Source organism: Bradyrhizobium sp. SZCCHNS30572 (assembly GCF_032484415.1).
Taxonomy (GTDB): domain Bacteria; phylum Pseudomonadota; class Alphaproteobacteria; order Rhizobiales; family Xanthobacteraceae; genus Bradyrhizobium.
The window spans coordinates 236,127-262,938 of record NZ_JAUESY010000008.1; the positions used below are offsets into that span (position 1 = coordinate 236,127).

Below are 26,812 nucleotides of genomic sequence, written 5' to 3' on the forward strand. Positions count from 1 at the left end.
GCACGGCGGATCTCTGAACGAGGCCTCACGTAGCGACCGGACGACACGGCCGACATTGGACAATTTGTCCAATACCGGAGCGGCGCCGAGGACGACAATTACGGGGCGACAATAGAGTATGAGAGGACTGCAGGCAGCGCGATGACACAGGCAGCGGCGACCGCCGACGGCGAAACCCATCTCTCCCGCACGCATGAGGCGCATCCGGGCGAGATCGCGATCGGCGTGATCATCGGGCGCACGTCGGAATTCTTCGACTTCTTCGTCTATGCCATCGCCTCGGTGATCGTGTTTCCGCGCCTCGTGTTTCCGTTCGCCGACGAGCTGACGCAGACCCTGTATTCGTTCGCGCTGTTCGCGCTCGCCTTCATCGCACGCCCGTTCGGCAGCGTGATCTTCATGGCGATCGACCGCCGCTACGGCAAGAGCGCCAAGCTGATCACCGCATTGTTCCTGCTCGGCACCTCGACCGTCGCGATCGCGTTCCTGCCGAGCTACCACACCGTCGGCGCCGCGGCGATCTGGCTGCTGGCGCTGGCGCGAATCGGCCAGGGCCTCGCCTGGGGCGGCGCCTGGGACGGCCTCGCCTCGCTGCTCGCCATGAATGCGCCGGAGCACCAGCGCGGCTGGTATGCGATGATCCCGCAGCTCGGCGCGCCGCTCGGGCTGATCGTCGCCAGCGTCCTGTTCGCGTTCTTCGTCGGTTATCTCTCCGCGGCCGACTTCTTCGACTGGGGCTGGCGCTACCCGTTTTTCGTGGCGTTTGCCATCAACGTCGTGGCGCTGTTCGCGCGGCTGCGCATGGTCGTGACGCCGGAATATGACGAGCTGTTCCAGTCGCGTGAATTGCAGCCGGCACGCGTCGCCACCACGATTCGGCACGAGGGTCGCAACATCGTGATCGGCGCCTTCGCGCCGCTCGCGAGCTTTGCGCTGTTCCACATGGTGACGGTGTTTCCGCTGTCCTGGGTGTTCCTCTTCACCAAGGAGACCCCGGCGCGCTTCCTGCTTATCGAGGCCGGCGGCGCCGTGTTCGGCGTCGTCGCGATCGTGGTGTCCGGCATGCTGGCCGACCGCATCGGGCGCAAGTCGCTCCTGATCAGCTCGGCGATCGCGATCGCGGTGTTCTCCGGCTTCGCGCCGCAACTGCTCGACGCCGGCCCGGTCGGCGAGACCATCTACATGGTGCTCGGCTTCATCCTGCTCGGCCTGTCGTTCGGCCAGTCCTCGGGCGCGATCGCCGCCAACTTCGCGCGCACCTATCGCTACACGGCCTCGGCCCTGACCGCCGACCTCGCCTGGCTGTTCGGCGCCGGCTTCGCGCCGCTGGCGGCATTGGTGCTGGCCGCCAATCTCGGCCTGATTTCGGCCGGCGGTTATCTCTTGTCCGGCGCCGTCTGCACCCTGCTCGCGCTTTGGCTCAGCGCGCCGCGGCAGATCCAGCAGGTGTAGGGCGCTACGAGCCCCGCCACTTCCGTTCCGCCTCGTCCCACGCCGCGAGCGGCTGCAGGTCCGGCACCCAGGCGAGTCCTGTCTTGGCATCCGACGACACCGCTTCCGGCGTGACGACCATGTCGAGCAGCGCCGGGCGGTTGGCCAGCGCGCGCTGGATCGCGGGGCCGAGCTGCTCCGCGGTCTCGACGCGCTCGGCATGCATGCCGAAGGCGCGCGCCATCGCCGCGTGATCGGCAAATTGTAGCCTGGTGCCGACCACCTTGCCATGGGTGACGGTCTGGTCGTGGACCTCGATCTGCCAGGCGCCGTTGTTGGCGACGACGATCAGCACCGGCGCCTTGTGGCGCACCGCGGTGTCGACCTCGATCGCGTTGAAGCCGAACGCGCCGTCGCCGGTCGCGACCACCACCGGCTTGTCTGGATAGGCCAGGCTCGCGGCAATGCCATAGGGCACGCCGATGCCGATACAGCCGAACGGGCCGGGATCGAGCATCAGGGGCGCGCTCAGGCCGACGCGGGCGAAGGACAGGAAATCACCGCCGTCGGTGATGACCACGGCGTCATTGCCGATCGCGTCCTGAATGGCCGAGAGCACGCGATTCGGATGCAACCGGCCGTCGGAGCCGGCCAGCGCCGTCGCCATGCTCTGCTTCAGCTTGGTCGCGCGCTCCTGATGCGCCGCCCGCAGTCTTGCAGCCCATTGCCGATCGACGGCCGACTCGCGATTGCCCGCCAGCGACACCATCGCGTGCAAGGTCTCCGCTGGTGTCGCCAGGATCTCGGCCGCACCGCGACGGTTGTCGCGCAGCTCGCTGGCGGTGTCGCTGATGCGGACGAATTTGGCGTCCTTGAACACAGCCGGGGAGCCGTAGGCGAGCTGGAAGTCGAGCCGGCGGCCGACCGTCAGCACGACATCGGCATCGCCCATCACGGCGCCGCGCATGGCGCCGACCACCGAGGGGTGATCGTCGGGCACGAGCCCCCTGCTCTCGCCGGTGTCGAGATAGACGGCGCCGAGCCGGTCGAGCAGCGCGATCAGCTCAGGCCCGGCGCCGCGCGCGCCGCGACCGGAGATGACGAGCACGCGGCGCGCCGACCACAACAGCTCGACCGCCTTCTCGACCTCGGCCGGATCAGGCCGTGTCGCCGCGCGCGGCTTCGGCGCGAGATGCTCCTCGAGTTGCAGCGCCTTCGGAACGATGCCGCGCAAAGTATCCACCGGGAAATCGATGAAGACGGGCCCGGGCTCGCCGCCGTCGCCGAAGGCGCTGGAGATCGCCTCGTCGAGCTCCTGCAGCACCAGCGACGGCTCGCGCACGGTGCGCGCATAGCGCGTAATCGAGCGCACGAGCTGGCTGTGATCCATGTCCTGCAGGCCGCCGCGGTTCTCCTGCGGCCGCGGATTGCCGCCCGAGATCACCAGCACCGGCGCGCGCGAGACATGGGCATTGGCGATGCCGGTGATCGCGTTGGTCATGCCCGGCCCGGCGGTGACCAGCGCGACGCCGAGCTCGCCGGTGAGCTCCGCATGCGCCTGCGCCATGTGCACGGCGGCGCGCTCGTCGCGCACGTCGATGATGCGGATGCCTTCCGCGTCCAGCCGCATCCAAATCGGCATGATGTGGCCGCCGCACAGCGCGAACACGCGGCTGACGCCGCGGCGCTTGAGCAGGCGGGCGATCAGATCGGCGGCACTGTCGGGAGAGATCTTCATCTGACGACTCCTGCGGATGGTGACGTGATCAGCCCGGCGCGAGCCAGGCCACGAGCAGCGAGACAGTGAGGACGGCGAAGATGTGTGAAACGAGAATCGAGCCGGAGGTGACGCCGGCCTCCAGGCCGTAGAGCTTGGCGATCGTGAATGGTCCCGAGCCGATCGGCAGCGCGCTCAGGATCACGGCCGAATGCGACCACAGCGGCGGCATCGAGAACACGTGAAAGGCGAGCAGCGCGGTCACCGCCGGCTGCATCACGAGCTTCAGCGAGACGAGGATGACGATCGAGGTCGCATCGCGCGTCGCGACGCGCTCCTGTGCCAGGAACAGCCCGATGCAGACCAGCGCGGCCGGCGAGGCTGCGCCGCCGAGCAAGGTCGTGAAGCTGAGGAACGGCGCCGGCAGTGAGAATCCGCTGAGGCCGACCGCGAGCCCGGCGACGGGCGCGATGAACAACGGGCTGGTCAGCAGCGAACGGGCCACCTTGGCGACCGTCGCGCCCAGCGTGGCGCCCTTCTGCAGATCCATCTCGACGACCACGATCGCGAACAGGAACAGCACGCAGGCCGTGAACAGGGTGGCGATGATCGAGGCCGGCGCGCTGTCCGGACCGAACACCAGGAGGCACATCGGAATGCCCATGAAGCCGACATTGCTGTAGCCGGCGTCCAGCCCCTCGATGCTGGCGTTCGCAATGCGCCGGCCGCGCAGACGGCTGATCACGAAGCCGGTCGCGAACGTCGCGGCGATGCCGCCGCAGAACGCGCCGATGAAGCCGAACTGGCTGACCTGCTCGACGCCGATCTTGGACATCGCGGTGAAGATCAGGGCCGGCAGCGCCAGATAGACGGCAAAACGGTTTGAGATTGTCGGTCGCGGTGCGATCGAACACGCCGAACCAGCCACACAGGAATCCGGTCAGGATCAGCGCGAAGATCGGAAGGGCGGAATTGAGGACGGCCTGCATCGCAACTACATATCAGACCGTAAGCCATTGCAGCGACTCACTGCGAGAATCTCTTCTTCAGCTCGCGATGCAGGATCTTGCCCGTCGCGTTGCGCGGCATCTCGGCGTCGGTGATGAAGGCGTAGGAGCGCGGCCGCTTGAAGCCGGCGAGTCGTTCTTTCGCCCATTCGACCAGGTCGCTCTCCTTCACCGCCATGCCGTCGCGCGCCACGATCACGGCATGGACCCGCTCGCCCCATTTGTCGTCGGGCAGGCCGATCACGGCGATGTCCTTGACGGCCGGATGGGCCCCGACCTGCGCTTCGACCTCGGAGGGATAGATGTTCTCGCCGCCCGAGATGATCATGTTGCTCTTGCGGTCGGCGAGATGGATGTAGCCGTCGGCATCGCGGCGCGCCATGTCGCCGACCGAGCAGTAGTCACCGCGGAACGCCTCCGCGGTCTTCTCCGGCAGGCGCCAATAGCAGTCGAAGGTGTGCGCGTTCGACGAATAGAGCTCGCCCGCCTCGCCGTCCGGCACCTCGTGGCCGGCCTCGTCGAGGATGCGGATCGGTGCGGCGCCGACACACTCGCGCCCGACCGAGCCGGGCTTGGTGAACTGCTCATGCGGATGCAGCATGGTGACCCAGCCGGTCTCGGTCGCGCCATAGAGCTCGTAGAGCCCGGACTTCGGAAACATCTCCATCACCTCGCGCTTGGTCTCCGGGCGGGCCGGCGCCGAGGAGATCATCAGCTTGGTGACCGCGCTGAAATCGTGCTGCGCACGCACCCCGCGTGGCAGGTCGAGCATCATGATGTAGTGCGTCGGCACCAGCGAGGTGAAGGTCGAGCCGCCGTCGGCAAGCGTCGTCACGGCGTGTTCGGGATCGAAACTCTTGCGCGAATAGATCGAGTTGACGCCGCCGATATAGCCGAACGCGCCGAAGAAGTTCAGCGAGTTGGCATGGCACATCGGCATCACCAGCAGCGCGCCGTCGTTGCGGCTCAGCTTCAGTTCGATCTCGGTGACCATCGACAAGAGGACGGCGCTGCGATGGCTGCGCAGCACGCCCTTGGGCTTGCCGGTGGTGCCGGAGGTGTACATCAACGTCCAGGGATCGGACAGCGCGACCTGCTGGTCCGGCTCGCGGTCCGCAGCCGCGGCGATGACGTCCTCGTAGCCGCGATAGCCTGCCGGACGCGGCCTGGTGCCAAAGTGGATGAAGCGGTCGTCGGCGATGCCGAGATCCTTGCGCGTCTCCTCGACCAGGCCCACGAGTTCGTCCTGCACGATGACAGCGGCCGCTTCGGCATTCTGCACGATGAACTGCATCTCGGGCGCGGTGAGGCGGAAATTGATCGGCAGCGCCACCAGGCCGGCCTTGGCCGTGGCCGCATAGATCTCGCACCATTCGACACAATTGTAGGCAAGGATCGCAACCCGATCGCCCTTGGCAAGGCCGAGCCCGAGCAGCGCGTTTGCGAGCCGGCACGCGCGCTCGTTCCACAGCGCAAAGCTCATCGCACGTTCGAGATCTCGGGCACCTGTGCGCTCCGGCGACATGCGCGCATGGGCCGACAGCATCTGCCCGAAATTCAAGAGATCCCTCATCGTCGTTTCCTCCCGGCAACCGGGTTCACGACGCCGACTGGCGCGCGCCTCCAGCGGAGCGCGATGAAGGTCGGCGGCGGATTAGTTGATATCCTTGGTGATCCGCACCAGCGTCTGATCGACGAAGCTCTTGGCGTCCTGATCCGGCTTGCGGAACAGCTCGCGCTCGACCGTCAGGGTCCGGCCGGGCACCGTCTTCTTGCAGACCTCGCGCAGGAACACGCCCCCGACGGGCTGCTCGCCTGCGGTCGGCTGCTGCTCCTTGCACTCCCAGCCCTCGGCGCCATAGCGCGACTTCACCTGGTTGCCGAGCAGGAACGCCTTCTTGCGAATATAGAGCCGCGCCTTCGGATCGGTCTCGATCGTCAGGCCGGTGACGGTGCCCTTGTCGTCGACCAGGACCGTCAGCAGCACGGGATGACCGGCCACCTTTGTGCCGTCCTGGCTGGTCTCCGGATCGAAATCGAAGCGCACCGCGTGCCGCGCCTGCTCGTCCGCGGGACAGTCGCGCCATGCCGACCACGCATTGAGCTTGCGATTCGGATCCTTGGCGCAAGTCAGATTGACATAGCCCTGATCGGGCAGGTCGCCGACCGGCATGCCGACGGTGATGTCACGCAGATCGTAGTTCGGCACCGCCTGCGCGGAGGCCGCGTGCATCACGAACGACAGCACGAACGTGGCGAAGATCGCAGCGCAGGTCGACCGCTTCATTTCGATGGCTCGCTTGCAGGCTTGGTGGCATTCGCCTTGTAGATATCGCAGACCCGCGACGTGTTGCCGAAGAAGGCGGTGCACTCGTCGTAGGTCGGCTCGCCGCGCCCCTTGATGTGCGCGAGCACGTAGTCTGCGACCGCCTCGATGTCGTTCGGCCGCAGGAACACGCCGCCTTCCGGCGGCATGCGCTCGCCGACATCCTGGCGGCTCATGCCGTAGCACTTCGCCGTGTCATAGGAGCCGCGCGCGAAGTACGGCATGCCCGTCCCGGGCCGGCCGCAGGTCACGGTCTCGATGATCTGGTCACGAGTGAGCTGCGTCCTGCGCAGCGACAGCGCGTCGCCGCCATAGCCACCACCGCCATTGCCGTGCCATTTGTGGCAGCCGACGCAGTTCGCGCGCTTGAACACGGCCTTGCCGGCCTCGGTCGGATCCGCCGGCGCCGCGGACTGCGCCAACGCGAGCGAAGCGGAGCCGAGGACGAGAGCCGACGTCACGGCGAACGTGATCGCACTGAGTTTCATCTGATCTTCTTGTCGAACAGGGGATAGGAGGCGGAGCGGAGGCCATGCCTCCGCTCCGCAGCCGACTTCACAGCGAGAAGACGTAGAGCATCGAGCCGGGCTGGATCTTCTTCAGCTCGGGCGTGGATTCGATGAACCACTTGTCCCAGGCGCCGCCGAGACCGACCAGGATCGCGACATACTGCTTGCCGTCGACCGAGAACGTCACGGGAGGCGCATTGACGCCGCCACCGGTGTTGAACTCCCACAGCTTCTGCAGGGTCTTGGCATCGAGCGCCATCACCTCGCCCGAGGGCTGGCCGGTGAAGACGAGGTCAGGCGTCGACAGCATGCCGCCGAGATTCGGGAACGGCGTCTCCATCTTGCCGGCGATCTTGCCGGTGGTGACGTCGATCGCGGTCACGCTGCCCGTGATCTTGAACGGCTGGCTCGGTCCGCCGCCGGTCCAGAACTCGCGCGGCTTCAGCTTGTCCTTGGTCGCTTCTTCCACGGTGATCCGGTTGCAGCTCTCGATGACAGGGATGTACCAGAGCTTCAGGTCCGGATTGTACGAGGTCGGCGGCCAGTTCTTGCCGCCCATGTTGCCTGGGCAGATGTCCGCGACCTTGTTCTCACGATGCGGCGACACCGACGCATTGTAGCGCTGCACCGGGTTCTTCGGATCATACTCGATCGGCTTGCCGGTCTCGGCATCGAGCCCCTTGGTCCAGGTCACCTTCTTGACGAAGGGAAGGCCCCAGATGAACTTGCCGCTGGTGCGGTCGATCGCATAGGCAAAGCCGTTGCGGTCGGCCTCGAGCGCGAGCTTCAGGGTGGAGCCGTTCGGCGCGGGCACATCGACCAGGACATTCTCGGCGACGCTGTCATAGTCGAAGGGATCGTTCGGCGTGTGCTGATAGTGCCACTTGATCTTGCCGGTGTTGGCATCGAGCGCCAGCGAACTGTCGGTGTAGAGGTTGTCGCCCGGACGATAGGCGTTGTCCCAGTCCGGACCGGGATTGCCGACGCCCCAGATGATGGTGTCGGTCGCCGGGTCGTAGGTCCCGGTCACCCAGGTCGAGCCGCCGCCGGCCGCGGCCGCGTCGTTGCTGTCCTTCCAGGTCTCGCTGCCCGGCTCGCCCTTCCCCGGAATGGTGTGAGTGCGCCAGACCTCCTTCTGCGTGCCGAGATCGGTCGCCGCGATCCAGCCGCGGATGCCGTATTCGGCGCCGGCCACGCCCGAGATCGCCATGTTCTTCACGATCAGCGGCGCACCGGTGATCACCTCGCCCTTGTCGGGATCGGCGACCTGGCGCTGCCAGGCGACCTGTCCGGTCTCCTTGTTGGTCGCGATCAGGCGGCCGTCGAGCGTGTGCGAAATGACGAGATTGCCCCACAGCGCGACGCCGCGATTGTCGACGCCGCAGCAGGCGATCGCACCGGCCCAGTCGTGATCCGTCTTCGGATCCATCTTCCAGACCAGTTGGCCTTTGCCACCGCGCGCGTCGATCTTGTAGACCGAGCCCCAGCCGTCGGTGACGTAGATCATGCCGTTCTCGACGATCGGCGTGCCTTCGAGACCGCCGTGGCTCCAGATGCCGCCGCCCTCGACGCCGCCGAGATGCATCGTCCAGGCGACCTTCAGGTTCTTGACGTTATCCTTGTTGATCTCCTTCAGCGCCGAGAACCGTGTGCCCGAGTAGTTCTTATGATGGTGCAGCCAGTTGCCGGCTTCGTTGTCGGCGTTGAGAAGCCGTTCGGGGGTCATCTCGTCGGCGGCCTGCGCCGGCGATGCAAGCTGGAAACAAGCGAAGGCTGCGCTGGCCAGCAGCACCGCCCGCAGGGTCGACCTGACGTTAGTCCTCATCGTTTCCTTCTCCCATTATATTGATTATGAGTTCGAGCGAATACCGCTCCGCCAAGCGCGACGGCGGAGGGCAGCAGGCGACAAACACGCTTCAAGGGGACTTGCGAACCTCGACCTCCGTTTCGATGGATCCTGCTTTCTGGAACACGATCGTGCAGGTGAAGCGCTGGCCTGGCTCGAGCGGCTCCCGCGTCTGCAGCAGCATCACGTGATAGGCGGTCGGCAGCAGCACCAGCGTGCTGCCCGCGGCAATTGGAATGTTGGGAATGGAGCGCATCGCCGGCGCGCCTTCGCCGCGGTCGACGGTGTGCCGCTCCGAAAAATTGGCGATCGGACAACGCACGCGCATCAACGCTTCCGGCGCGCTCGTGTCATTCTTGATCGTGATCAGCAACGGGATGTCGCGTCCCACCTCGGGCGCCGCCGGCACCCACGCATCCGACAGGGTCAGGCCTTCTCCGGCCACCCCGAGCGCAGGCGCCATCGCTGCAACCGACGCCACAGAGGCCGCCAGCAATGCGCGCGAGACCGCCGGCATCACGCCGGCGCGCACGCTGCCCTCCGAGCGCGCGGACCAAACCTGATCGCGCTCCAGACTGGTCGGATCTTCCGACAACGGAGTCCCTCCCCTATATGGCCGCCTCTTTAACTTGCCCTAGGGCGGCGCCCTTTTTTGAATTCGTACTCTGAATTCGAATACGTCGCAAATGGATTTTCTGTCTTGACATGCTAATGTCCGGCAAAATGTGATGACCCATGCGAATCGTGCCCGCCGCTCCCTCTCTGGTCGACCAGGTCGTCGAAGCCATCACTGACGAGATCGTCAGCGGCGTTCTCGCGCCGGGCTCGCGGCTGATCCAGGACGATCTGGCCCAGGCTTACGGAGTGTCGCGCCAGCCGGTTCAGCAGGCGCTGATCCTGCTGCGCGGCTGCGGGCTGGTGCAGAGCGCGCCGGGCCGCGGGTTGATCGTGGCGCCGCTCGACCCCGGCTTCGTCCGGGACCTCTATGAGATGCGGGCAGTGCTCGAAGGCCTCGCGGCGCGACTGGCCGCCGAGCGGGCGAGCGATCGCGCTGCGCGCGAAGGTCCGGCCTACATCGCGGCCGGCTACGAGGCGGTGAAGAGCGGGCTCGTCAACCGCAAGATCGAGACCGACATCGCCTTCCATCGCTTCCTCGGCGACCTCTCCGGCAACGCGCTGATCGGCGAGACGATGGCACCGCATTGGCCGTGCCTGAAGCGGGTGATGTTCGACGTGCTGCAGAAGGAGCAGAGCATGTCACGGATGGTCTGGGACGAGCATGAGGACATTCTTGCAGCCGTCATCGAGGGCCGCAGCGCCGAGGCCGAACGGCTGAGCCGGGAGCACATTTCGCGCGCGGCCAGCGTGTTCATCCATCACCTCGAAATCCAGCAGGACAGCAAGTCCAAGCAGCGGCGGACGCTCACTGCGCGGAAATTCCCGCTATGACTCCGTTCAAACCGACAGCGGCCGCAATGCGAGCGCTGGGCTCCGGCACGGCAGCCTCGCATTCGCGACCGGACATCACACCTGATCCCGTGGAGGCCGTGTGCCGCCGCTGAAGACCCAGCCGAGCCTGACCGAACGCGTCTACGAGCGCATTCTCTCCGACATCGTCGGCGGGGAGTTGCCGGAATCTGCCCGCCTCATCCAGGACGATCTGGCCCGCGACCTCGGCGTCTCGCGCCAGCCGGTGCAGCAGGCCCTGCTGCTGCTGCGCAATCAGGGCTTTGTGCGCGAGGCGCCGGGCCGCGGCCTGGAAGTCGCGCCGATCGACACCGACTTCATCCGCAACCTCTATGAAATACGCGCGGTCGCCGAGGGCCTCGCCTGCCGGCTCGCGGCGACCCGCGGCGCCAAGCGAGCGGCCGAGGAAGGCCCGAATTTGATCGAGCAGGGCCGGCGCGCCGAGCGCGAGCATTCGGTCGAGAAGCTGATCGAGGCCGACGTCAGGTTTCATGAATTCCTCTACGAGATCTCCGGCAACTCCGTCATCCAGGACACCACCCTGCCGCATTGGCTGCATCTGCGCCGGCTGATGGGCGAGGTGCTGATGCGCGACGAGACGCCGCGGCGGATCTGGGATCAGCATGAGGACATCCTGCGGGCGGTGATCGCGGGCGATGCGCAGACAGCCGAGGATCTTGCCAGGCAGCACATCACGCGAACCGCAACCGTGCTGCTGGCGCGGTTGACCAATCAGCGCGAGCGCGTGCCGGTCGCAACGGCGTCCTGATCACCTCGGGCTTGGCTTCTGCCCGCAACATCCGACGGCACCGCCGTCAGGAACCCCAGCATCGTTTCGAAGGGATACCCAGCATCCCACTTCAGCGTCGGCAGCAGCGCCGCCGCTATGGTCAAGCCGCCGGCAAGCTGAAAGAGAACGTGGCGCCGCCCTGCGGCTCGTTGCTGGCCAACAGCTCGCCGCCGTGCTCGCGGACGATGCCGTAGCTGATCCACAGCCCGAGCCCCGTCCCCTCCCCGACGCGCTTGGTCGTGAAGAACGGCTCGAAGATGTGGGTCAGATGATCCTTGTCGATGCCCGGGCCGTTATCGGTGATGCGAAAGGCGATCTCGCTGCCCTGGCGCGCCACCGCGACCAGAAGGCGCGGCAGGTCGGTCGATCGCATCGCGTCGATCGCGTTCTCCACGAGGTTGACGATCACCTGATGCAGCTGGCCTTCGTTGCCCAAGATCCACAGATCCGGCTCGACCTCGATCTGGATGTCGACACGATGCTGCTTGGTGCGCCCTGCCCACAGCACGGCCGTATTGATCAGTCGCTCGATGTTGACGCGCTCGACCTCGCCGAGCTTCGAGAACGACAGGCGGCGCAGGTTCTTGACGATCTCGCTGATGCGCACCGCGCCTTCCACCGTGCCGTCGATCAGCGGCCCGAAATCCTCGAGGATGGCGTCGATCCTCAGATCCGAGCGAAGCGCGGCGATGTCCTCGCTGACCGGCTGCTCATGGATGGCATCGAGATAGCCGACCAGCGAGGTGCGGTAGCGCATCAGGGTGTGGATGTTGCCATAGACGAAGCTGATCGGATTGTTCAGCTCGTGGGCCACGCCGGCGACGAGCCGGCCGAGGCTCGCCATCTTCTCCTGCTCGACCAATTGCCGCTGCGCCCGCTGCAACTCCTGATGCGCCTTGTGCAGGGCCTCATAGGCGCGGCGCAGCTCGCCGATCGGACGGCCCGTCAGCACGACGCCGATGAAGCGGCCGCGATGGTCATGCCGCGGCGAGCTGTTGATCGCGAACAGATCGGAGCTGACGCCGGCTGCCGCGGCAAAGCGCAATTCACCGTCGACCACATCGGCGCTGCTGCGCGGCTTCAGCAGCGAGGCGAGCTTGGGCCGATGATCGGGATCGATCATCTCGGCGATATCGCGACCGGCGATGTCGGCCAAGGCCCGTCCCGATGTCTGCAGGAATGCGGAGTTGGCCTGCTGTACCGTGCCCCCGGCGTCGCAGACGACCAGGATGTCGGAGACGGACTCGATGACGTTGGTGACGAAGGCCTGGGCTTCCTCGAGCTCGGCGTTCTTGTGCTCGAGATCGACCTCGTAGCGCAGCAGGTCGGAATAGACCTCGTCCATCTTGCGGATCACTTCGATCCACACGCCTTCGCGCTCGCTGTCGAGTTCGAGCGTACTGCTGCTCGCGATCAGCTTGAGCAGCGTGTCAGCCCCGGACTCAGGAGAGTGAGTGGCCTTTGCCATGTTTCTTCAGATCGTATCTCGACAATTTGTTCCGGAGCCCCACCCTTGACAGGCCGAGCTCGCTGGCGACGCGACTGATGTTACCATCATATTTCTCCAGACAGTGAACGATGATGGTCTTTTCAAGATCCTCGACCCTGTCCTTCAGGCTCCCGGAACCGTTGAGCTTGCCATTGGCGATCGCGGGCGCGGCGCGGCGGCCGTTGCGCCGGCCGGCGAACGGCGGACAGCGCAGTTCGTCGGCATCGGCCAGCACGGCCATGCGCTGGATCTCGTTCTGCAACTCGCGAACATTGCCGGGCCAGTGATAGCGGGAGAATTCCTCCAGCGCCGCCGGTGCGAACCGCAGATGCGGCCGGTTGAACGATGTCTTCACCGCCGACAGCACGCCCTCGGCGATCAGCGGAATATCCATCGGACGCTCGCGCAAGGACGGCATGTGCACCGGAAACGCGGCGAGCCGGTAGTACAGATCGCGGCGGAAGCGGCCGGCTTCGACTTCGGCCTCGAGATCCCGGTTGGTGGCCGCGACCACGCGCACGTCGACCTGGCGCACGCGCTGCGCGCCGAGCGGCCGGATCTCGCTCTCCTGCAGCACGCGCAGCAACTTGACCTGAAAGGCGGGGGATGTCTCGCCGATCTCGTCGAGAAAGATGGTGCCGCCGTCGGCGACCTCGAACAGGCCGATGCGGTCCTGATAGGCGCCGGTGAACGCGCCCTTCTTGCAGCCGAACAGCTCGCTCTCGAGCAGCTCATCGGGCAGCGCGCCGCAATTCTCGACCACGAAGGCCTTGGTGGCGCGCGCAGAGCCATAGTGAATCGCACGCGCCAGGAGCTCCTTGCCGGTGCCGGATTCGCCGGTGATCAAGACCGAGATGTCGTAGTCGGCGGCGCGCCGGCCGAGCTCGATCACGTTGCGCATCGGGCTCGCCGCCGAATGCACGATGCGGTCGAAATCATAGAGCTGCTTGGCGGCGCCGCGCTTGACCGACACCACCTTCTTGATGTGGGCCGGCGTGGCCTTCACGTCGACGCCGGCGGTCTCCGTCTCCTTCTGCAGCCGGTACAACTGCACGGCCTCGCGGACGATCTCGATCAGGCGATCCGGCTGCCAGGGCTTTGTGATGTACTGATAGATGCCGGCCTCGTTGAGGCCGGCGATGATGTCCTCGGAGTCCGAATAGCCGGAGATGATCATCCTGACAGGGTCGGGCCACATCTCGCGCACGCGCTTCAGGAAGCTGACGCCGGATTCCTGCGGCATGCGCTGGTCGCAGATCACGGCGTGCACGATCTCGCCTTCGAGCAGCTTCTCCGCGTCGTTCGTGTTGCCGGCACACAAGACCTCGAAGTCCTGGTTGAGGACGCGGCGCAGCGCCTCCTGCGACCGGACCTCGTCATCCACGACCAGTATCGTTCCCTGGATCCCCATCGCGCGTCTCAGCAGATCCGCGGCAACTGCTCGCCGGACAGCCAGTCGACGATACGGCCGCCGCCGAAGCTCGTCGCCATCTGGACGAAGCGGTGATCATCGGCCACCGCTTCGCCGATGTCAGCCGCATCGCGGCCGAGCGGATGCGCCCTCATGGCGGCGAGCACGGCGCCGGCCAGCTCCGGCGCGACCACCGCGACGAGCTTGCCCTCATTGGCGACGTGGAGCGGATCGAGCCCGAGCAGCTCGCAGGCGGCAGCGACCGCAGGCTTCACCGGAATCGCTTCCTCCTGCAGACGGAAGCCGAGATTGGACTGCTGCGCGATCTCGTTCATCGTGGCCGCAACCCCGCCGCGCGTGGGATCGCGCATCAGCCGGATGCCGGCGCCGCCGGCTGCAACCATGTCGGCGACGAGCCCGTGCAGCGAGGCCGAGTCGGAGATGATCTCGGTGTCGAAGGTGAGGTTCTGCCGCCGCGACATGATCGCCACGCCGTGATCACCGAGGCTGCCGGACAACAGCACGCGGTCGCCGGGCCTGGCCTTGTCGGCCGAGAGATCGAGGCCGTCCGGCAGCACGCCGACGCCGGCGGTGGAAATGAACACGCCATCCGCCTTGCCGCGCTCGACCACCTTGGTGTCGCCGGTGATGATCGCAATGCCCGCCTCGCGCGCCGCCTCGCCCATCGCATCGGCGATCCGTTTCAGGTCGGAAAACGCAAACCCCTCCTCGATGATGAAGCTCGCCGACAGATACAGCGGCCTGGCGCCGGCCATGGCGATGTCGTTGACCGTGCCGTGCACCGCCAGCGAGCCGATATTGCCGCCGGGGAAGAACAGCGGCGAGACCACATAGCCGTCGGTCGTCATCACCATGCGGCCGGCGGCGACGTCGAACGCCGACTGGTCGTTGCCACGCGCCAGCCATTCATTGCCGAACGCCTCGTGGAACAGGCCGGCAATCAGTTGCGCCATCGCGCGACCGCCGGCGCCATGCGAGAGATCGACGCAGCCGTTCTTCATGTCGAGCCGGCGCTGATGCATGCTCATGATGCAAGCCTCCGCTGATGGTCGCGGAAGCGGCCATAGGTCCAATGCGCCGCGCAGGCACCTTCCGACGACACCATGCAGGAGCCGATCGGCGTCTCCGGCGTGCAGGCGGTGCCGAACAGCCGGCAGTCCACCGGCTTCTTCAGGCCGCGCAGAATGGCCGGACATTCGCAGGCCGGATTGTCGGCCACAACCAGCTCGGACATGGCAAAGCGCAGCTCGGCGTCGAGATGCGCGAAGGCGGGCCGCAGTTTCAATGCGCTCGCCGGAATGCTGCCGAGGCCGCGCCATTCGAACTGGTCGCGCAGTTCGAAGATCTCGGCGACCTCGCGGATGGCGCGCTGGTTGCCGCTGGCGGTGACGGCGCGACGGTACTGGTTCTCCACCTCGTGGCGGCCGTCATTGACCTGCTCGATCAGCATCAGGATCGCCTGCATCATGTCGAGCGGCTCGAAGCCCGCGATCACGACGGGCTTGCCATCATCGCGCGCGAACGGCGCGTAGGGCTCGGTGCCGATCACGGTCGAGACATGCGCCGGCCCGACGAAGCCGTCGATCTCGACCGTGTCGTCGCTGTCGAGGATCGCGCGCATCGCCGGCGGTGTCAGCACGTGGTTGCAGAACACGGTGAAGTTCGACAGCTGCTTCTTCTCGGCGGCCCGGATCATCACGGCGGTCGGGGGCGTCGTGGTCTCGAAGCCGATGGCGAAGAACACCACCTCGCGACCAGGATTCTGCTCGGCCAGCGCGATCGCATCCAGCGTCGAATACACCATGCGGATGTCGGCGCCGCGCGCTTTCGCCTTGAGCAGCGAGGACCCGCGCGAGCCCGGCACGCGCATCAGGTCGCCATAAACGCAGAGGATGACCTCGGGCCGTTCGGCCAGCGCGGTCGCCATATCGATGCGCCCGGCCGGCAGCACGCAGACCGGACAGCCGGGGCCATGGATCATGCGCACATTGTCGGGCAGCATGTCCTCGAGGCCATAGCGCGCGATCGCATGGGTATGGCCGCCGCAGAACTCCATGAAGCGATAGGCGCGCGCCGGCTCGGCCTTGGCGCGGATGGCGCGCGCAAGACCCGTCGCCAGCTCCTTGTCGCGAAACTCGTCGGCATATTTCATGGTCTGACCTCCGCCACAGCCTCGCCCATCTGCCGGAGCAGGTCGAGCGTCTCGCGCGCCTCCTCCGGATCGATCTTGGCCAGCGCGTGGCCGACATGAAGAATGACGTAGTCGCCGACGGCGATCTCCTCGATCAGCGCGACCGAGACCTCCTTGCTGACACCGTCGATCGAGACGATCGCCATGTCGTCAGGTAGAAGCTTGATCACCTCGGCAGGAATGGCCAGGCACATCAGACGGTCCCTCCAGACATCATGTTGTTTTGTGTGAGATGCAGACCGGCCACCCAGGCCTGCCCGAGGCTGAGGCCGCCGTCATTGGGCGGCAGACGGCGCGGCAGCAGCGGATCGAGGCCTGCGGACCGGCAGCCGCGCACGATCTGTTCGGCCAGATGCGCATTGAGAAAACAGCCGCCGCTCAGCACGATCGTACCGATGCCGGTCGCACGCGAGGCTCTCACGATCCAGTCGACGCAGGCCGCGGCCAACGTGCCGTGAAACAGCCCCGCGGCTTCGACGGCGTCGAGATCACGCGCGATCAGATGCGCGAGCAGCGGCCGCAGCGACAGCACGCCATCGGCAATGGTCCAGCCGCGCTCCAGCGCTGCCGGTTCGCGCACCAGCGCCTCCAGCTTCATGGCCGCCTCGCCTTCGTAGCTCTGCACCGTGGTGACACCGAGCAGTCCGGCCACGGCATCGAACAGCCGGCCGGCGCTGGTGGTGACCGGAGCATCGGCACGATCCAGCAGCATGGAGATGTTGCGCGACTGTGTCTGGGCCGCGAAACGCCGCCCGATCTCGTCACCGCGACCGATGTCGTGCAGCACGGACGCCGCCATCCGCCACGGCTCCCGTGCGGCCCGGTCGCCGCCCGGCATCTTCAACGGTGCGAGATGGCCGACGCGCCGGAAGCCCGCGCCGTCGCAGGACAGCAGCTCACCGCCCCAGGCGCCGCCATCGCTGCCATAGCCGTAGCCATCCAGCACCAGCGCGAGGGCGGGGCTGGTCACGCCATGCTCGGCCATGACGGAGGCCGCATGCGCCTGGTGATGCTGCACCGGCAGCGTCGGCAGACCGTGTGCCTGCGCGAACCGCGTCGACGCCATGTCCGGATGCAGGTCATGAGCGATCGCGACCGGCTGGACATCGAGGATGGCGGTGAGATGCGCAATCGTCTCCTCGAAGAAGCGGATCGCCGCCGCCGTGTCGAGATCTCCGAGATGCTGCGACACGAACGCCTCGTCGCCGCGCGTCACCGTCACCGTCGCCTTCAGCTGAGCGCCGACCGCGAGCACCGGCGGCATGGTGCGCGCGAGCCGGATCGGCTCCGGAACATAGCCGCGCGCACGCCTGACGAAGCGGGGAACGCCGGCCACGACGGCAAGCACGGAATCGTCGGCTCGGATGACGATGTCCCGGTCGTGGGTGACGATCAGATCCGCAATGCCGGCAAGATCCGCGAGCGCCTCGGCGTTGTCGGTCAGCAGCGGCTCCCCGCTCGGATTGGCGCTGGTGCAGACCAGCGCCCATGGTCCGTCGGCAGCCACGCGGCGGCCCGCCTCCAGCACATGGAAGATCAGATGATGCAGCGGAGCGACCGGCAGCATCACCCCGATCTTTGCGAGCCCTGGTGCGACCGAGGACGCAACACGCTGGCGTGAGCGCAACAGCACGATCGGCCGCGCCCCCCGCTCCAGCAGCGCGCGCTCAGGCGCATCGATCTCGGCAATCTCAGTTGCGGCGTCGGCCGTGGCCAACATCACGGCAAACGGCTTGCCGTCGCGCTGCTTACGCGCGCGCAGCCGCCGGACCGCCTGCTCATCCTGGGCGTCACAGAGCAGCTGATAGCCGCCGAGACCCTTGATGGCGACGATCCTGCCATTCGCGAGCGCGGCGGCAATATCATCGATGCCATGGCTGAGCCGCGGACCGCAGCGCGGACACGAGATCGCCTCGGCATGAAAGCGGCGCCCTGCAGGATCTTCGTAGTCGGACCGACACGCCTCACACATCGGAAAGTGCTTCATCGCCGTGGACACGCGATCGTAAGGCAGGCGCTCGGCGATGGTGAAGCGGGGGCCGCAATGGGTGCAGTTGACAAAAGGATAGAGATGGAAGCGGCTGCCGGGATCGAACAGCTCGGCCAGGCATGCGGCACAGGTGGCGGCGTCCGGCACGATCCGCGTCGTGACGCGCCCGCCCACGCTCCCGGCGATCCGGAAGCCCGTGCCGATACCGGCCGCGATCGGCTCGACGGCGATGTCGTCGATGCGCGCCAGCGGCGGCGTCTGCCGCGGCAGGGACTCGACGAATTCGGCGACCTCGTCGCCCTCGACCTCGATCAGCACGCCATCAGCATCGTTGGCGACGAAGCCGCCGAGCCGATGGCGGGTTGCCAGACCATAGACATAGGGACGAAAGCCGACGCCCTGCACGGCCCCGCGGACGCGGAGCCGGAGGCACGTATGGTTCGCCGCCGATGTCCGGCCGGGCGTGCTCATCCCCGCACCGCGTTCGCTGCGCCCGCCCGCATCCGCTCAGACTGCTTCCTGATCCAGGCGTAGAACGCCGAAAGGCCCTCGCCTGTCTTCGCGGAGATCGTCAGTACCTCGATCTTCGGATTGACTCGGCGGGCATATTCGATCGTCTGCGCAAGATCGAAATCGAGCACCGGCGCCAGATCGATCTTGTTGATGAGCATCAGCGATGACGCTGCAAACATGTCGGGATATTTGAGCGGTTTGTCCTCGCCCTCGGTGGTCGAGAACACGACGATCTTGCAGGCCTCGCCGAGATCGAAGGCGGCCGGACATACGAGGTTGCCGACATTCTCGATGAACAGCAGCCCGCCGCGCAGTGACGGCAGCCGGCCAAAGGCTTCGCCGACCATGGCCGCGTCGAGATGACAGCCCTTGCCGGTGTTGATCTGGATCGCCGGCACGCCGGTGGCGCGGATGCGCTCGGCATCGTTGGAGGTCTGCTGGTCGCCCTCGATCACCGCGACGGGCCGACTCTGCTTGAGATCGGAGACGGCGCGGACCAGCAGCGAGGTCTTGCCGGCGCCCGGGCTGGAAACGAAGTTGAATGCCAGCACGTCATGCGCGGCGAAGCGCGCGCGGTTTTCTGCCGCGAGCCGGTTGTTCTTGCCGAGAATGTCGCGTTCGATCTGGATGATGCGCCCGCTGGAGAGGCCGGCAACCTCCTGCCCGGCCGGATTGACCGAACAGTCGACGTGGTCGGCAGCATGATCATGTTGATGATCATGCGCGCGACCGTGATCATGCGGGTCATCATCGTGATGGTGAGCATGCTCGTGAACATGATCATGATGATGATGGCCGTGATGGTGATGATGTCCGGACTGATCATGGCTGTGATCGTGTCCATGAGCCTGATGATGCTTACCGTGATCGTGATGATGATCACCGGATTCGACGGAGGGCTTGCCGTCGCTGCAGCCACACACCGTGCACATTACTCGACCTCCAGCTCCTTGACCCGCATGTCCTCACCGCCCGTGACCTGCAGCTGATGACTGCCGCAGGCCGGACAAGACTGATAGCGTTGACTGATCTCGACGCCGTGCGAGCAGCCCAGGCACCATGCCGTGCCCGGCTGTTCGATGATCTCGAGCGCTGCCCCGTGCAACAGGGTCTTCGCGGTCACCGCCTCGAAACAGAATCGCAGCGCCTCCGGCGCGACATGGCTGAGCGCACCGATCTCCAACCACACGGTCTTCACCGTGGAGAAAGCGCCCTTACGTGCCTCCTGCTCGACGATCTCGACGATGCCTTCGCACAACGCCATCTCATGCATCGGCCATCCCCCGGAACGCCAGGTGATAGCCGACGCAGGGATCGAACGATCCGACCATCGTATGGATGGCCTGGCGATCGACGGTGCCGCGCAGCGCAACCCCCGTGAGGCTCCTCACGACAGGACCGCGCGGGTGAAAATTCCATTCCGTCGGCGCCAGATACTCGAAACGCGAGACCGCGCCGTGCGCATCCAGCTCGATCGCGTGATGCAGCCGGCCGCGCGCGCATTCGACTGCGGCGCCGCCGCGCCGCGACCCGAGCGCGTAGCTTGCGACGGCATGCGGATCGGCCGCCTGGTCCTCCGCCTCGCCGGTCTCGATCCAGCGGAACAGCTCGGCAATCTCAGCGATCTTGGCTGAGAGGCGTTCGACGGGACCAGCCGATGCCAATTGATGGCGCTCCGCATAGCGGGCCCAGACTCCGGTCTCCGGAACGCGGCCGTCGAGCTCGGGAGCCTCAGCAAAGGCAGATCCCACGTCGATCAATTGCGTGACGATGGCGCCATCATCGGCGGCCGACAGGATGTCATGCTCGGCCGGCATGTGCCTCCATCCTCCATCATCGGCGGCCTTCCGGGCCGCGTCCATCATCGATGCAAGCGGAGTTCCCGGCAGAACCGGCTCCGCTGGCAAGCCTATGCCCAGAGCCACCATGCCCGTCTTGATCTGAGACAAGGTTGCAGCGCGAGATTGCTGCGGGGCATCAGCGCCGGAATGCATCTGCAGCGACGCAACCGCTTGCAACAACCGTTGTGTCAGCGGGGCCGCATTGCGATTGTCCGCCATTGAAGCAATCAGCAGACCGCGCATGAGTTCTGCGAAGCGTTCCGTCAGCACCGCCTGGATCCGACGATGATGCGTCGACGGCTTCGCCTGCTCGCCGCGCGCCGCTTCCAGCGCCGAGAGCAGCGCGACCTGATGCGCACCGGCGCACAGCGAGAACAGCCGCGGCAGGGCCGCAAGCAGCATCTCGGCCGGCTTGCCGGCGAACAGCCGTCCCAGCGGCGGCCGCGTGCGCGGCTGAATGTCGACGCCTGTGATCCGCCGATCGGCGACCGACAGCGTCACGTCGATGCGGTTGCGAAAGCCGAGGGTCATGCGCGGCCCTCGGAGAGGGTGCCGCGCAGGAACGCGCGGCGATCGATCGTGCTCGACGCCTTCGCGGCGCGCTTGGACAACGCCTCGTCCTCAGGTGCCGCCGTCAGCGCGGCGAGCGCGGCCTCCGCCGCCGCACGCGCCGCGGCCATGTCCGCGAACTCGAACATCGGCGAGAACAGCGAGCAGCTCGCGATCCGCCCGATCCCGGCGATATCGCCGATCGTGAACTCGAACGAGCCGGCCGGAAGCACGATCTTGACGACGGATCCCGCGGAGTCCTGGGCGGCCGGAGTGACCACGTTCATGAACCAGGGCGTGACGACGATGCCGAGGATGCGGCCCTCAACCACCGAAAATCCGATCGCCTCGACGTCGAGCGCGTCGTGATAGATCGGCAGCTCGCGCATCGCACGCGCGCCGATCCCACGATAGACGCCGGCGAGACGCTCGCCCCACGCGACCGGCGTGACGTCAGACGTGCCCTGCGCGTCCGCGCTCATTGCTCGACCACCATGAACTTGGTCTTCGGCGCGTCGCAGTTCGGGCAATGCCAGTCGTCCGGCAGCGCCGCGAATGGCGTGCCCGGCGCAATCTGGGCGACGCCGTCACCGTCGGCCGGATCGTAGCGCGTCCAGCAGATGCCGCACTCCAACAGCGCGTCATCAGCGAGATCGCTGCGGACACCGTAATTCTCGAAGCCGCCGTTCATGTGAAATAGGCCTCGATGATCTGGGTCAGGCGCTCGGCCGAATCCTCGAAATCCTCGGCTGCAGCGAGCGCGACCACCGGCACGCCGCCGACTTCGAGGGTGTCGAGAATGATCGTATCCATGGCGTTGAAGAATTGCACCGACCAGACATGGCGGATGCCGGTCGCAAGCACGCGGCAGGTGCCGTAGCCGCGCGACATCAACTGGATCGGGCCGTTGCCGAGCGTCTGCTGCATGAAGCTCATGTCGGCCGGGCTCATCGGCAGCAGCGTGAAGTTGATGGTCTGCGAGCGCTGGCCCGGTCGCCAGGACAGCGCGCGCTCGCGGATCTCGGCGAGCACCGGCAGCGCGTTCATCGTGCCCTCGGGCACCGGTCCGATCGCGATGTCATTTGCGGTCAGGTCGGCGGCCGCGCGCGACACGATCTCCGGCACGGCGCCGACTTCGATGTAGTCGTGGCGCTCATCCGCTTCCAGCCGCACCCGCCAGATGCCGGCGAGCACCGATTCCTGGATCTGGGCCAGCGTCCCGTCGGGAAGAGCCACGACGCCCGCAACCTCGCCCTCGCCCAGCACGTCGTCGATCAGCCGCCGCTCGAGATCGTTGAGGCCTTCGAGACGGAATAATTGCGTCGGTGCGCCGGCCGTCTGCGCCGCGGTGGCGGATGCAATCGTCGACAGCAGTTCGACCGCGCGCGGACAGCTCCGCGCCAGCGCTTCCGAGTCGAGCGAGGCCAGCTTGGCCAGCGCTCCGGAGGCGGTCAGCCCCTTGTGGGAGGTATCGAGCGCCTCTTCGCCGATCGGAAAGATGTTGACCGGCTCCTCGGCTCCTTCAGGCGCGATCCAGAATCCCGGCTTCATCGCTCCACTCCCGCAGGCTGATGGACTGGGACGATGCTGGCAACGACCGCCGCCGTCGCGCCCTGCGGCCGGTCGATCAGCCGCGAGATGCGATCGACATAAACCGACCAGTCCTGGATCTTGGCGATCAGGCCGAGCGTCTCTCCCCCGCGGCACAGGATCAGGCTCGGCTGCACACGCACGCCGAATCGCGCCCCGATCTCGGCCTCCGCTTCGCGCGCGACGACCGCGCCGCGCAGCCGGCCCTGAAACGCCGTGATCAGCTCCGGCAGCACGATGGCCACGTCCAGTGCCTCTGGAAACCGCGCGGGATCCCCGGCCGACAGCAGCACGGCGACAAGCCCGGCGCAATCAGCCTCGGAGAGAAAGGCATCGACGGTGCCCGTATCGACCTCCGGCAACCCGCCTCGCGCGCGCGCGGGGTCACGCTGCTGCATTTCCATCGGTGTTTCTCCCTGACCAGTTATCGTTGCCATATTCCCCATGATCAGCAATCGACGTGCCAGACGCCCACGCGGGGCCAGGAATGCTCAAGGCATTGAAATATATTAAGTTTTTATTGCAACTAAAGGATTGCGCGAGAAATTGGAAAGGTGCTTTCCAGGCAAGGCCTGCAAACTTACTTCGTATATGGAAATCTTGTTATCAGTAATTTGGCGCCGCCCGAGGGCATGACGCCGCTACCGCAGATGCTCCGGAAGCTCCGGCTCGCGCCCGATCAGATCCGCGAAGAAGTCATCGCAATTCTCGCCGTTCACGGCCGCCTGCAGGCCGCGCAGCGCCTCGCCGATCAGCCGCGCTTCCTCATCATCGAGCAGGCGAACGGCATTGTCGATATAGACGAGCACCCTGGCTCCGACCGGCGGATTCGACAGCAACAGCACCGAGACGCGGCGCTCCTCGCCGTCGAAGCTGCACAGCGCCGAGACGCCATCGGTCTCCAGGATTGTCATCGGCAGGCCAAGACACATGGCGGATTCCCTCGCGGCGCGGTCAATCGGCCGTGCGCGCCCCCAGTTCGTAGCTGTGATGGTCGATGTCGTTCGCGAGCAGGCGTTCGTCGCCGGCGAGCGGTGCACGCCGCGACACGGCCGGCGAGCCCCATTCCGCCAGCAGGGCGCAGGCCAGCTCGATCGCCGGCGCGATCTGCGCACGAACCGGCGCCGTCAGCGGACCGCCCCAATCCTCGAGGTCGAGCGGCTGGCAGCCGATCAGCGCAAGCCGCTGCGGATAGCGGCCGAGCAGGTCGGCCGCGCTCAGTACTTCCTGGAAGCCCGTCTGGTGGAGGCTCATCTTCTTGGCGCCGGTGAAGCGCGGCACCTCGTCGTCGCGGACGAGCTTGAGCTCGCCCGGCACCAGGCCATAGTCGATGGCGTCGAACACGATCAGGCCGTCGGCTTCCTCGACATAGTTGACGAGGTAAAGTCCCTGCGTGCCGCCATCGAGGATCGTGACATTGTCGGGCACGGTGAAGCGGCGGTGGAATTCCTCCACCACCCGCACGCCAAAGCCTTCGTCCGCCCAGAGAATGTTGCCGATCCCGAGCACCAGAATGCGATCGCGCCCGCGCTCATCGACCATGCCGGCCCCCCCTGCTACTCGCGGAACTGCCGCTCGCCCGAGATCATCGAGGAGATGATGCTCTGACGTGACATGATGTCTTCGCGAATGGCGGCATAGACGTGCACCATCACGAAGGTGACCAGCGCCCACATCCCGAGATGATGCCAGGTGTGGACGTCCTGGCTGTTCGGCCAGATCGCGAACACCCAACCGAACAATTTGTGCTGCCAGCTGTCGATGCCGGTGCCTTCCGAATAGAGCGCAAAGCCGGTGATGATCATGAAGGTCACGAACAGCGTGAAGCCGGTAAACATGGCTGTCTGCGCCAGGGGATTATGGCCGACATACATCTTCGGCTCACGCTCGAGGAAAGCGTACCAGCGGATCTCGTGCAGCACCTCCTTCCAGAACTGCTTGCGGTGCACCGGAATGTAGAAGATCTGCCGGGAGTGGTGGTTGCCGACGAAGGCCCAGAAGATGCGGGCAAGGAAGAACACCGCCAGCACCTGTCCGGCCGCGAAATGGGCAAAGCGGATGTAGCCCATCACGAAATTCGCCGACGCCTCGCCTTCGACGCTGGGGAGCGGAGTCCCGATCAGATAGCCGGTGATCATCAGCACGACGATCGCGAACGCATTCACCCAATGGCAGATGCGCACCGGTGCTTCGTACACATAGACCGTGGGCCGGCCGACCACGTGTTCACCGGCGGCGTCGGCCGCGATCGCCGCAAGGTTGGGCTCTGCCTCGGCGGGACGTGCAATGGCATCCATCATGGTGCGTCTCCCACTACCTGACCGTGACCGTCGCCATTTGCTGGCCGTCCGGGCTCATCACGTGGGTCGAGCACGCGAGGCACGGATCGAACGAATGGATCGTGCGCAGGATCTCCAGCGGCTTCTCCGGATCCGCCATCGGCGTATCCATCAGGGAGGCCTCGAAGGCGCCGATATTGCCCTTGGGATCGCGCGGCGAGCCGTTCCAGGTCGTCGGCACGACACACTGGTAGTTGTCGATCTTGGTGTCCTTGATCTTGATCCAGTGCGCCAGCGCGCCGCGCGGCGCCTCGGTGAAGCCGTAGCCCTTGGCCTCCTTCGGCCAGCTCTCCGGCTTCCACTTCTCGATGTTCGCGGTCGAGGAATCGCCGGCCTTGATGCGTGCCACCAACTTGTCCTGGAAGTAGCGCATCTGGTTCGCCGCCCATTCGCATTCGAGCGCCCGTGCCGCGGTGCGGCCAAGCGTGGAGAACAGCGCTGTGACCGGCAGGTTCAGCGTCTTCAGAAGCCTGTCGGTCGGCTCCTTGAACTCCGGTCGCCCTTGCGCATAACCAATGATGTAGCGCGCCAGCGGTCCGACCTCGACCGCGTTGCCGCGCCAGCGCGGCGCCTTGATCCAGGAATATTTTCCGCCCTCGTCGAGCTCCTTGATGTCCGTCTTGGTGCCCTTGGCGTTGGGGCCGAGCTGGTAGTTCGGCTCAGTGACGCCGTCCCAGGGATGCAGCCCCTTGCTCTCGTCGGGATATTTGTACCAGGAGTGGGTGACGAACTCCTGGATCTGCTCGGGGTCGCCGTGATCGATCGGCAGGATCTCGTTCAGATTCCCGTTGAGGATCACGCCACGCGGCAGCTTGAGATTCTTCCCTGAATAATCGTTCGCATTCTCCGGAATGTCGCCGTAGGACATCACGTTCTTGCCGGAGAGACCGCCGCCATAGAGCCAGTCCTTGTAGAAGGAGCCGATCGCCGCCACGTCGGGCAGATAGACCTTCTGCACGAACTCGATCGAGCGATCGATGATCGAGGAGACGAGGTTCAGCCGCTCCATGTTGATCGCACCGACCGCGCCGGTGCCGTCGACATTGATCGCACACGGCACGCCGCCGACCAGCCAGTTCGGATGCGGGTTCTTACCGCCGTAGATGGTGTGGATCTTGACGATCTCCTTCTGGAAGTCGAGCGCTTCCAGATAGTGCGCCACCGCCATCAGGTTCGCCTCCGGCGGCAGCTTGTAGGCCGCATGACCCCAATAGGCGTTCTTGAACGGACCGAGCTGACCGGACTCGACGAACTTGGTCAGCCGGATCTGCAGGTCCTTGAAATAGCCCGGCGAGGACAGCGGCCAGTCCGAGACCGACTGCGCCAGCGCCGAGGTCGCCTTTGGATCGGCCTTGAGCGCCGAGACCACGTCGACCCAGTCGAGCGCATGCAGATGATAGAAGTGCACGAGGTGATCGTGCACCTGCAGGCAGAGCTGCATGATGTTGCGGATCGAGTTGGCATTATCGGGGATCATGATCCCCAGCGCGTTCTCGACCGCGCGGACCGAGGTCAGCGCGTGCGTGCCGGTGCAGACGCCGCAGATCCGCTCGGTGAAGGCCCAGGCGTCGCGCGGATCGCGGTTCCGCAGGATGGTCTCGATGCCGCGCCACATGGTGCCGGTCGAGACCGCGTTGCGGATCACGTTATTGGAATCGACATTCACCTCGACGCGCAGATGGCCCTCGATGCGCGTCAGCGGATCGACGACGACACGCTTGCCGGAATTGTCGAGATTGAAGCCGTTGGGAGTCTGGATGCCCATCGTTGCCTGCCCTGAATTCG

Annotated in this window: 27 protein-coding genes; 3 read left to right on the top strand and 24 right to left on the bottom strand. The window is 66.0% G+C overall.

The window, feature by feature from the left end; genetic code table 11:
* Window positions 1–141 precede the first annotated feature (141 nt).
* A complete protein-coding gene (locus QX048_RS23585) occupies window positions 142–1,452 on the top strand; it encodes an MFS transporter (RefSeq protein WP_315825295.1) in 1,311 nt (436 codons plus the stop codon).
* Window positions 1,453–1,456: 4 nt separating this feature from the next.
* Here the strand turns inward: QX048_RS23585 and QX048_RS23590 are convergent, their stop codons facing one another.
* From QX048_RS23590 to QX048_RS23620, 7 genes are all read right to left on the bottom strand, one after another.
* On the bottom strand, window positions 1,457–3,169 hold the full coding sequence (locus QX048_RS23590) for a thiamine pyrophosphate-binding protein (RefSeq protein ID WP_315825296.1): 1,713 nt from the start codon (window positions 3,167–3,169) through the stop codon (window positions 1,457–1,459).
* A gap of 28 nt (window positions 3,170–3,197) precedes the next feature.
* Window positions 3,198–4,076 (bottom strand): AEC family transporter, encoded by an 879-nt coding sequence (locus tag QX048_RS23595; protein WP_316200733.1) that lies wholly within the window; start codon window positions 4,074–4,076, stop codon window positions 3,198–3,200.
* A 98-nt stretch (window positions 4,077–4,174) separates the two neighbouring features.
* Window positions 4,175–5,728 (bottom strand): AMP-binding protein, encoded by a 1,554-nt coding sequence (locus QX048_RS23600; RefSeq protein WP_315825298.1) that lies wholly within the window; start codon window positions 5,726–5,728, stop codon window positions 4,175–4,177.
* Window positions 5,729–5,809: 81 nt separating this feature from the next.
* On the bottom strand, window positions 5,810–6,442 hold the full coding sequence (locus tag QX048_RS23605) for a hypothetical protein (protein WP_315825299.1): 633 nt from the start codon (window positions 6,440–6,442) through the stop codon (window positions 5,810–5,812).
* Complete coding sequence (locus QX048_RS23610; RefSeq protein WP_315713478.1) at window positions 6,439–6,969, bottom strand: c-type cytochrome; 531 nt, start codon at window positions 6,967–6,969, stop codon at window positions 6,439–6,441. The genes QX048_RS23605 and QX048_RS23610 overlap by 4 nt, the downstream gene beginning before the upstream one ends.
* A 67-nt stretch (window positions 6,970–7,036) precedes the next feature.
* A complete protein-coding gene (locus tag QX048_RS23615; RefSeq protein ID WP_315825300.1) occupies window positions 7,037–8,815 on the bottom strand; it encodes a PQQ-dependent dehydrogenase, methanol/ethanol family in 1,779 nt (592 codons plus the stop codon).
* A gap of 91 nt (window positions 8,816–8,906) precedes the next feature.
* On the bottom strand, window positions 8,907–9,431 hold the full coding sequence (locus QX048_RS23620; RefSeq protein ID WP_315825301.1) for a copper chaperone PCu(A)C: 525 nt from the start codon (window positions 9,429–9,431) through the stop codon (window positions 8,907–8,909).
* 140 nt (window positions 9,432–9,571) lie between these two features.
* Here QX048_RS23620 and QX048_RS23625 point away from each other — a divergent pair, with 140 nt between their 5' ends.
* Both QX048_RS23625 and QX048_RS23630 read left to right on the top strand, forming a co-directional pair.
* Window positions 9,572–10,285 carry a GntR family transcriptional regulator gene (locus QX048_RS23625; protein ID WP_315825302.1) on the top strand — a complete coding sequence of 238 codons (714 nt, stop codon included), beginning with the start codon at window positions 9,572–9,574 and terminating at the stop codon, window positions 10,283–10,285.
* Window positions 10,286–10,385: 100 nt separating this feature from the next.
* Window positions 10,386–11,072 (top strand): GntR family transcriptional regulator, encoded by a 687-nt coding sequence (locus QX048_RS23630; RefSeq protein ID WP_315825303.1) that lies wholly within the window; start codon window positions 10,386–10,388, stop codon window positions 11,070–11,072.
* A 121-nt stretch (window positions 11,073–11,193) separates the two neighbouring features.
* Here QX048_RS23630 and QX048_RS23635 read toward each other — a convergent pair whose 3' ends face one another.
* The 17 genes from QX048_RS23635 to QX048_RS23715 form a co-directional block, all read right to left on the bottom strand.
* A complete protein-coding gene (locus QX048_RS23635) occupies window positions 11,194–12,561 on the bottom strand; it encodes a sensor histidine kinase (RefSeq protein ID WP_315825304.1) in 1,368 nt (455 codons plus the stop codon).
* Window positions 12,536–13,993 (bottom strand): sigma-54 dependent transcriptional regulator, encoded by a 1,458-nt coding sequence (locus QX048_RS23640; protein WP_315713484.1) that lies wholly within the window; start codon window positions 13,991–13,993, stop codon window positions 12,536–12,538. Before QX048_RS23640 ends, QX048_RS23635 begins: the two co-directional genes overlap by 26 nt.
* A gap of 8 nt (window positions 13,994–14,001) precedes the next feature.
* Entirely contained in the window at window positions 14,002–15,042 is a 1,041-nt protein-coding gene (gene hypE / locus QX048_RS23645) for a hydrogenase expression/formation protein HypE (RefSeq protein WP_315825305.1), read from the bottom strand.
* Complete coding sequence (hypD, locus tag QX048_RS23650; RefSeq protein ID WP_315825306.1) at window positions 15,039–16,166, bottom strand: hydrogenase formation protein HypD; 1,128 nt, start codon at window positions 16,164–16,166, stop codon at window positions 15,039–15,041. The genes hypE and hypD overlap by 4 nt, the downstream gene beginning before the upstream one ends.
* Window positions 16,163–16,399: a HypC/HybG/HupF family hydrogenase formation chaperone gene (locus QX048_RS23655; protein WP_315713487.1), complete on the bottom strand. Its 237-nt coding sequence runs from the start codon at window positions 16,397–16,399 to the stop codon at window positions 16,163–16,165. Before QX048_RS23655 ends, hypD begins: the two co-directional genes overlap by 4 nt.
* Window positions 16,399–18,666: a carbamoyltransferase HypF gene (gene hypF, locus QX048_RS23660; RefSeq protein WP_316191439.1), complete on the bottom strand. Its 2,268-nt coding sequence runs from the start codon at window positions 18,664–18,666 to the stop codon at window positions 16,399–16,401. Before hypF ends, QX048_RS23655 begins: the two co-directional genes overlap by 1 nt.
* Window positions 18,663–19,640, bottom strand: coding sequence for a hydrogenase nickel incorporation protein HypB (gene hypB / locus QX048_RS23665; protein ID WP_316200732.1), 978 nt, complete (start codon window positions 19,638–19,640; stop codon window positions 18,663–18,665). Before hypB ends, hypF begins: the two co-directional genes overlap by 4 nt.
* Complete coding sequence (hypA, locus tag QX048_RS23670; RefSeq protein ID WP_315825309.1) at window positions 19,640–19,981, bottom strand: hydrogenase maturation nickel metallochaperone HypA; 342 nt, start codon at window positions 19,979–19,981, stop codon at window positions 19,640–19,642. The genes hypB and hypA overlap by 1 nt, the downstream gene beginning before the upstream one ends.
* On the bottom strand, window positions 19,974–21,080 hold the full coding sequence (locus tag QX048_RS23675; RefSeq protein WP_315825310.1) for a nickel-dependent hydrogenase large subunit: 1,107 nt from the start codon (window positions 21,078–21,080) through the stop codon (window positions 19,974–19,976). The genes hypA and QX048_RS23675 overlap by 8 nt, the downstream gene beginning before the upstream one ends.
* Entirely contained in the window at window positions 21,077–21,580 is a 504-nt protein-coding gene (gene hybE / locus QX048_RS23680) for a [NiFe]-hydrogenase assembly chaperone HybE (RefSeq protein WP_315825311.1), read from the bottom strand. The genes QX048_RS23675 and hybE overlap by 4 nt, the downstream gene beginning before the upstream one ends.
* On the bottom strand, window positions 21,577–21,789 hold the full coding sequence (locus QX048_RS23685; protein WP_315752372.1) for a rubredoxin: 213 nt from the start codon (window positions 21,787–21,789) through the stop codon (window positions 21,577–21,579). Before QX048_RS23685 ends, hybE begins: the two co-directional genes overlap by 4 nt.
* Complete coding sequence (locus QX048_RS23690; RefSeq protein WP_315769239.1) at window positions 21,786–22,649, bottom strand: hydrogenase expression/formation protein; 864 nt, start codon at window positions 22,647–22,649, stop codon at window positions 21,786–21,788. Before QX048_RS23690 ends, QX048_RS23685 begins: the two co-directional genes overlap by 4 nt.
* On the bottom strand, window positions 22,646–23,092 hold the full coding sequence (locus tag QX048_RS23695; protein ID WP_315769264.1) for a hydrogenase accessory protein: 447 nt from the start codon (window positions 23,090–23,092) through the stop codon (window positions 22,646–22,648). The genes QX048_RS23690 and QX048_RS23695 overlap by 4 nt, the downstream gene beginning before the upstream one ends.
* A gap of 237 nt (window positions 23,093–23,329) precedes the next feature.
* Window positions 23,330–23,620: a HypC/HybG/HupF family hydrogenase formation chaperone gene (locus QX048_RS23700; protein ID WP_315825312.1), complete on the bottom strand. Its 291-nt coding sequence runs from the start codon at window positions 23,618–23,620 to the stop codon at window positions 23,330–23,332.
* A 22-nt stretch (window positions 23,621–23,642) separates the two neighbouring features.
* A complete protein-coding gene (locus QX048_RS23705) occupies window positions 23,643–24,230 on the bottom strand; it encodes a HyaD/HybD family hydrogenase maturation endopeptidase (protein WP_315825313.1) in 588 nt (195 codons plus the stop codon).
* Window positions 24,231–24,244: 14 nt separating this feature from the next.
* On the bottom strand, window positions 24,245–24,988 hold the full coding sequence (gene cybH / locus QX048_RS23710) for a Ni/Fe-hydrogenase, b-type cytochrome subunit (protein WP_315825314.1): 744 nt from the start codon (window positions 24,986–24,988) through the stop codon (window positions 24,245–24,247).
* Window positions 24,989–25,001: 13 nt separating this feature from the next.
* Window positions 25,002–26,792 carry a nickel-dependent hydrogenase large subunit gene (locus QX048_RS23715; RefSeq protein WP_315713498.1) on the bottom strand — a complete coding sequence of 597 codons (1,791 nt, stop codon included), beginning with the start codon at window positions 26,790–26,792 and terminating at the stop codon, window positions 25,002–25,004.
* Between the last annotated feature and the right edge of the window lie 20 nt (window positions 26,793–26,812).